Consider the following 5,769-nt stretch of genomic DNA (forward strand, 5'->3'; position numbering starts at 1 on the left):
CGGCTCGGTAATGTATCGGTGAAGGATAGTACAAAAAAACAAATGCGCACAGTATTGAATACATATTATGATGAATATTGTGGGATTTATTTGAAATCAAGGCGTTTCCTGGAACAACTTGATAAGTTTCAAATATAATTAGGGCCATATACGGTCCTTTTTACATACTTTCTTTTTCGAATAGCATATTTAGTATATAATATTTAAGAGATAGTATAACTTTTTTCGTTGTGCATTAAAGGTGGTGATTATCATAGAGCTGAATAAACGGCAAGAACATATCATTCAGATTGTAAAAGATCACGGTCCTATTACAGGGGAGTCAATTGCTGCGCAATTGGGTTTAACACGTGCAACGCTAAGACCAGACTTAGCAATTTTAACGATGGCTGGTTATTTAGAAGCGCGTCCACGCGTAGGTTATTTTTATACGGGTAAAACTGGGGGACAGCTATTATCTGAAGCTGTTAAGAAAATTAAAGTACAAGATTATCAATCTAGACCGGCTGTAATTGATAAAAATGTATCAGTATACGATGCAATCTGTGCTATGTTCCTAGAGGATGTTGGTACATTATTTGTTGTAGATCAAGCTACTTTATTAGTTGGCGTTGTATCTCGTAAAGATTTATTGCGAGCTAGCTTAGGAAAGCAGGATTTAACCTCTCTTCCGGTTAATATTATCATGACAAGGATGCCAAACATTGCGATGTGTCGCAGGGAGGATTCTTTATATGATATTGCGATGGAATTAATAGAAAGACAGATTGATGCGATGCCGGTTGTGAAGGATACGAAACAAGGTTTAGAAGTGATTGGGCGAATTACAAAAACAAATATTACACGTGCGTTTGTAAATTTAGTAAATAACGAATAAGTGTAATTTGTTTAAAGTGAGGTAATGTAATGGATAATAAAATCGTATATGTCGTATCTGACTCTGTAGGAGAAACGGCTGATTTGGTTGTTAGAGCGGCAATGGGACAGTTCCCATTCGCTCCTGATATTAGACGTGTACCGTATGTAGAAGATACAGGGACATTAAAAGAAGTAATCTCGATTGCCAAGAGCAATCAAGCGCTTATTTGTTTTACGTTAGTAAAGCCTGATATGCGTCAATATTTATTGACGGAAGCGGCAAAAGAAGGAGTAGAGGCATACGATATTATCGGACCTCTTATCGATCAAATTGAAGGAATTACAGGGCAAGTACCAAGGTATGAGCCGGGTGTCGTTCGAAGATTAGATGAAGAGTACTTTAAAAAAATTGAAGCGATTGAATTTGCAGTTAAGTATGATGATGGTAGAGATCCACGTGGTATTTTAAAAGCAGATATCGTGTTGATTGGAATTTCACGTACATCAAAAACACCACTTTCACAATATTTAGCGCATAACAAACGTTTGAAAGTTGCCAATGTACCACTTGTACCAGAAGTGGATCCGCCTGAGGAATTATATCAAGTGGCAAAAGAGAAATGTTTCGGTTTGAAAATTATACCGGATAAGTTAAATCATATTCGAAAAGAACGATTGAAATCACTTGGATTAAGTGATGGAGCAACATATGCAAATATTAATCGTATTCAAGAAGAACTTGATCATTTTGAGGAAGTAATTAGTAAAATAAATTGTCAAGTGATTGATGTATCAAATAAGGCGATTGAAGAAACAGCAAATATTATTGTGAATGCAGTGCAAAACCAAAAAATGTTTTAGCACATTTACCAAAGGTGAATGTGCTTTTTTCGCTCGTGAGAAGGCGGTAGAGGAAGATGCGAAGTAGAGCATGAACTTTCGGCTTAGTAATAGAATATAGCGGAATGGTTATACTTATATTCTTCTGTTTTTTTAATTATGCTAAAGGAACGATTTCGTTATCTTTAAATGTAAGATGAAAATTAAAGGGATATGTAGCGTAGTTGAAGAAAATATATTATAATAAAAAATTGTGATAAAAACCTATATTTTACGTTTAGACTTTAATTTTTCAGAATAAACTAGGGATAGGATTTTCGAAAAAGACATGTATTTACGTTAAATCGACAAAATCTAGACAAGAAAACGCACATTATGGAAGGATTCACAGAAGGGATGTAGAATACAGAAATATGCAAAACATCAGTAAGATATTATTTGATGCAGATGCGTATCCCGTGAAGCATGTAATTGTGCAAGTTGGAACAAAATTTTATGTCGAAATTTTGTTTGTCGCATCCTATGCTCATCGTTCAAGAAAACAGCAAGGCAACTGGGTCTATGTAGATTCTGAGCAAGATGAAGTTGATTGTTATATTTATCAACATGCAAAAGCTACAGATCTCATGATCATACAGGTTATGGTGCTTGCTAGTCTTCTTGTGAAAAAGGAGTATATGTATTGTCTCCAAGAGATACATTTGTAACAGATGAGCAAATGGATACAATTTTATATAGTAGTATGTATCTGCGAATTTACGCAGACTGGGGACTTATACGAAAGGTCCAAAATCGTTTACACAATGTGATCGACAGTACTTTCTAACAAATTTAGAAAAATATTGTCGAATTATAAAGGAATCTTTTAATTTATATCGAATACAAAATACGACACGGAGATGGATTTATGGGGAACAGAATTCCCGAAGAAGTTGTTGAACAGATTCGGACATCATCTGATATTGTAGAAGTGATTGGTGAGTATGTTCAACTTAGAAAGCAGGGACGTAACTATTTCGGCCTTTGTCCATTTCATGGTGAGAATTCTCCTTCATTCTCTGTTTCATCTGATAAGCAAATTTTTCATTGCTTCGGATGTGGAGAAGGTGGAAATGTATTTTCTTTTCTTATGAAAATGGAAGGACTTGCTTTCACCGAGGCTGTTCAAAAGCTTGGCGAAAGAAATGGAATTGCAGTTGCAGAATATACATCAGGGCAAGGACAACAACAACAAGAAGACATATCTGATGACACTGTCATCATGCAACAGGCTCATGAACTTTTGAAAAAGTATTATCATCATTTATTAGTAAATACAGAAGAAGGAAATGAAGCACTTTCATATTTATTAAAACGTGGTATTACAAAAGAGATGATTGAGAAATTTGAAATTGGTTATGCATCACAAGCTTGGGATGCAGCAACGAAAATTTTACAAAAAAGAGGTTTGTCGCTATCTAGTATGGAACAAGCTGGCCTTCTTGTAAGAAGTGAGAAGGATGGCAGTCATTATGACCGCTTCCGCGGAAGAGTTATGTTCCCGATTTATACTTTACAAGGTAAGGTGATAGCGTTTAGTGGAAGGGCGTTAGGAGATGACACTCCGAAATATTTAAATAGTCCTGAAACACCGATTTTTTACAAAAGTAAGCTGTTGTATAATTTCCACCAAGCAAGGCCGTTTATTAGAAAACGTGGGCAGGTTGTCCTTTTTGAAGGTTATGCCGATGTACTAGCTGCGGTGAAAAGTGGTGTGGAAGAAGCTGTTGCGACAATGGGAACAGCCTTAACTGAAGAACAAGCGAAACTTCTGCGACGTAACGTTGAAACTGTTGTTCTTTGCTATGATGGTGATAAAGCAGGGCGAGAAGCGACGATGAAAGCAGGGCAATTACTATTGCAAGTTGGTTGCCAAGTGAAAGTTACATCCTTGCCAGATAAGCTTGACCCTGATGAATATGTGCAACAATATGGGACAACCGCTTTTGAAAATCTTGTGAAATCAAGTATAAGTTTTGTTGGTTTCAAAATAAATCATTTGCGTTTAGGGAAAAATTTGCAAGATGAGTCTGGCAAAGAAGAATATGTAAAAAGTGTTTTAAAAGAGCTATCATTGCTACAGGATGCGATGCAGGCGGAATCATATTTAAAATCATTATCGCAAGAATTTTCGTATTCAATGGAAACACTTTTGAATCAATTGCACCAATATCGCAAAGAACAAAAGGTACAGCAAAAACAAATAAAGCAGGTTTCTAAGCCATCTCAAATTGTTCAAACGAAGCCGAAGTTAACAGGTTTTGAAAGGGCAGAAAGAGAAATTATCTACCATATGTTGCAAAGTGCAGAAGTGACAGTACGTATGGAACCTCATATAGAAGATTTTTATACAGAAGAACATAAAGGGATTTTATATGAACTATACGCATATTATGAAAAGGGAAATGAACCTTCAGTCGGAACATTTTTAAGTTGGCTCTCTGATGAAAAGTTGAAAAATATTATCACTGATATTTCGACGGATGAATTTATTAATCCAGAGTACACAGAAGAAGCGTTACAAGGTCATTTGGAGGCGTTAAGACGCCATAAAGAGAAACTTGAAAAGATGGAAATTATCTTTAAAGTAAAACAAATGGAAAAAACAGATCCTGTAGAGGCTGCTAAATATTATGTGGCATATTTACAAAGTCAAAAAGCAAGAAAATAGCTTTTTCGATAAAATTTTAGTATAATGAATGTTTGTATCTCGCGTAAGGAGGGGAACAGATGGCTGATAAACCAGCTCGTTCTAAACAAATTGAAACTGAAATGACCCTTGAGCAAGTGAAAGAACAACTCACTGAGCTTGGAAAAAAACGTGGCGTTCTTACATATGAAGAGATTGCAGAACGCATGAATGGATTTGAAATTGAATCCGATCAAATGGATGAATACTATGAATATTTAGGTGAACAAGGGATTGACTTAGTTGGTGACAATGACAACGACGAAGGTCCTAATAATCGCCAAATTACAAAAACGGAAGAAGAGTTTGACCTTAATGATTTAAGTGTGCCACCAGGTGTGAAAATCAATGACCCTGTTCGTATGTACTTAAAAGAAATTGGTCGAGTTGACTTACTATCCGCTGAAGAAGAAATTCGACTTGCAACGCGTATTGAAGAAGGCGATGAAGAAGCGAAACGCCGTCTTGCAGAAGCAAACTTACGTCTTGTAGTAAGTATTGCAAAGCGCTACGTGGGCCGCGGTATGCTTTTCTTAGACTTAATCCAAGAAGGAAATATGGGTCTAATTAAAGCGGTTGAAAAGTTCGACTATCGTAAAGGTTTTAAATTTAGTACGTATGCAACTTGGTGGATTCGCCAAGCTATTACACGTGCGATTGCAGACCAAGCGCGAACAATTCGTATTCCAGTTCATATGGTTGAAACCATTAATAAGTTAATTCGTGTACAACGTCAATTATTACAAGATTTAGGACGCGAACCATCTCCTGAAGAGATTGGTGAAGAAATGGATCTTGCTCCAGAAAAAGTACGCGAAATCTTAAAGATTGCACAGGAGCCAGTTTCTCTTGAAACACCAATTGGTGAAGAAGACGACTCCCATTTAGGTGACTTTATTGAAGACCAAGAAGCAACATCGCCTGCGGACCATGCAGCGTATGAATTGCTAAAAGAACAATTAGAAGATGTGTTAGATACACTAACAGATCGTGAAGAAAATGTTCTACGTCTTCGTTTTGGTTTAGATGATGGACGAACTCGTACGCTTGAAGAAGTTGGGAAAGTATTCGGCGTAACGAGAGAACGTATTCGTCAAATTGAAGCGAAAGCACTTCGCAAATTAAGACATCCGAGCCGTAGTAAACGTCTTAAGGATTTCTTAGAATAGGTTGTTTTAAGTTTACTTCACGATTGTGAAGTAAACTTTTTTCTTTTGTTAATTTTTGTTAAACTTTATCTATCGGCAACGATTACAATTTCTTGTAATTTATTTTACAGAATTGTCTTTTGATTTGCAAATGCTCATTTTTCGATTTTTCGATTAATTTTGTTTATTCTATAC

General features: G+C 36.1%; 5 protein-coding genes and 1 pseudogene. All 6 read left to right on the forward strand.

Features of this window, described 5'->3' with window-relative positions:
- Positions 1–138: pseudogene (locus tag V7038_RS22220) on the forward strand (DNA repair protein RecO); the annotation flags it as partial.
- A 106-nt stretch (positions 139–244) separates the two neighbouring features.
- Positions 245–877 carry a helix-turn-helix transcriptional regulator gene (locus V7038_RS22225; protein ID WP_087945800.1) on the forward strand — a complete coding sequence of 211 codons (633 nt, stop codon included), beginning with the start codon at positions 245–247 and terminating at the stop codon, positions 875–877.
- Positions 878–906: 29 nt separating this feature from the next.
- Positions 907–1,719 (forward strand): pyruvate, water dikinase regulatory protein, encoded by an 813-nt coding sequence (locus tag V7038_RS22230; protein WP_002111882.1) that lies wholly within the window; start codon positions 907–909, stop codon positions 1,717–1,719.
- Between the two features lie 392 nt (positions 1,720–2,111).
- A complete protein-coding gene (locus V7038_RS22235; protein WP_070139956.1) occupies positions 2,112–2,405 on the forward strand; it encodes a DUF188 domain-containing protein in 294 nt (97 codons plus the stop codon).
- Positions 2,406–2,605: 200 nt separating this feature from the next.
- Positions 2,606–4,408 carry a DNA primase gene (dnaG, locus tag V7038_RS22240; RefSeq protein ID WP_002067179.1) on the forward strand — a complete coding sequence of 601 codons (1,803 nt, stop codon included), beginning with the start codon at positions 2,606–2,608 and terminating at the stop codon, positions 4,406–4,408.
- 59 nt (positions 4,409–4,467) lie between these two features.
- On the forward strand, positions 4,468–5,595 hold the full coding sequence (rpoD, locus tag V7038_RS22245; protein WP_000764062.1) for an RNA polymerase sigma factor RpoD: 1,128 nt from the start codon (positions 4,468–4,470) through the stop codon (positions 5,593–5,595).
- The last annotated feature ends 174 nt before the right edge of the window (positions 5,596–5,769 follow it).

It is taken from the genome of Bacillus sp. JJ783 (assembly GCF_036963225.1).
Taxonomy (GTDB): domain Bacteria; phylum Bacillota; class Bacilli; order Bacillales; family Bacillaceae_G; genus Bacillus_A; species Bacillus_A cereus_U.

What these genes read in the sequence shown, in the direction of transcription:
- rpoD (WP_000764062.1), top strand. Translation starts at nt 4,468, where the DNA reads ATGGCTGATAAACCAGCTCGTTCTAAACAAATTGAAACTGAAATGACC.
- V7038_RS22230 (WP_002111882.1), top strand. Translation starts at nt 907, where the DNA reads ATGGATAATAAAATCGTATATGTCGTATCTGACTCTGTAGGAGAAACG.
- dnaG (WP_002067179.1), top strand. Translation starts at nt 2,606, where the DNA reads ATGGGGAACAGAATTCCCGAAGAAGTTGTTGAACAGATTCGGACATCA.
- V7038_RS22235 (WP_070139956.1), top strand. Translation starts at nt 2,112, where the DNA reads ATGCAAAACATCAGTAAGATATTATTTGATGCAGATGCGTATCCCGTG.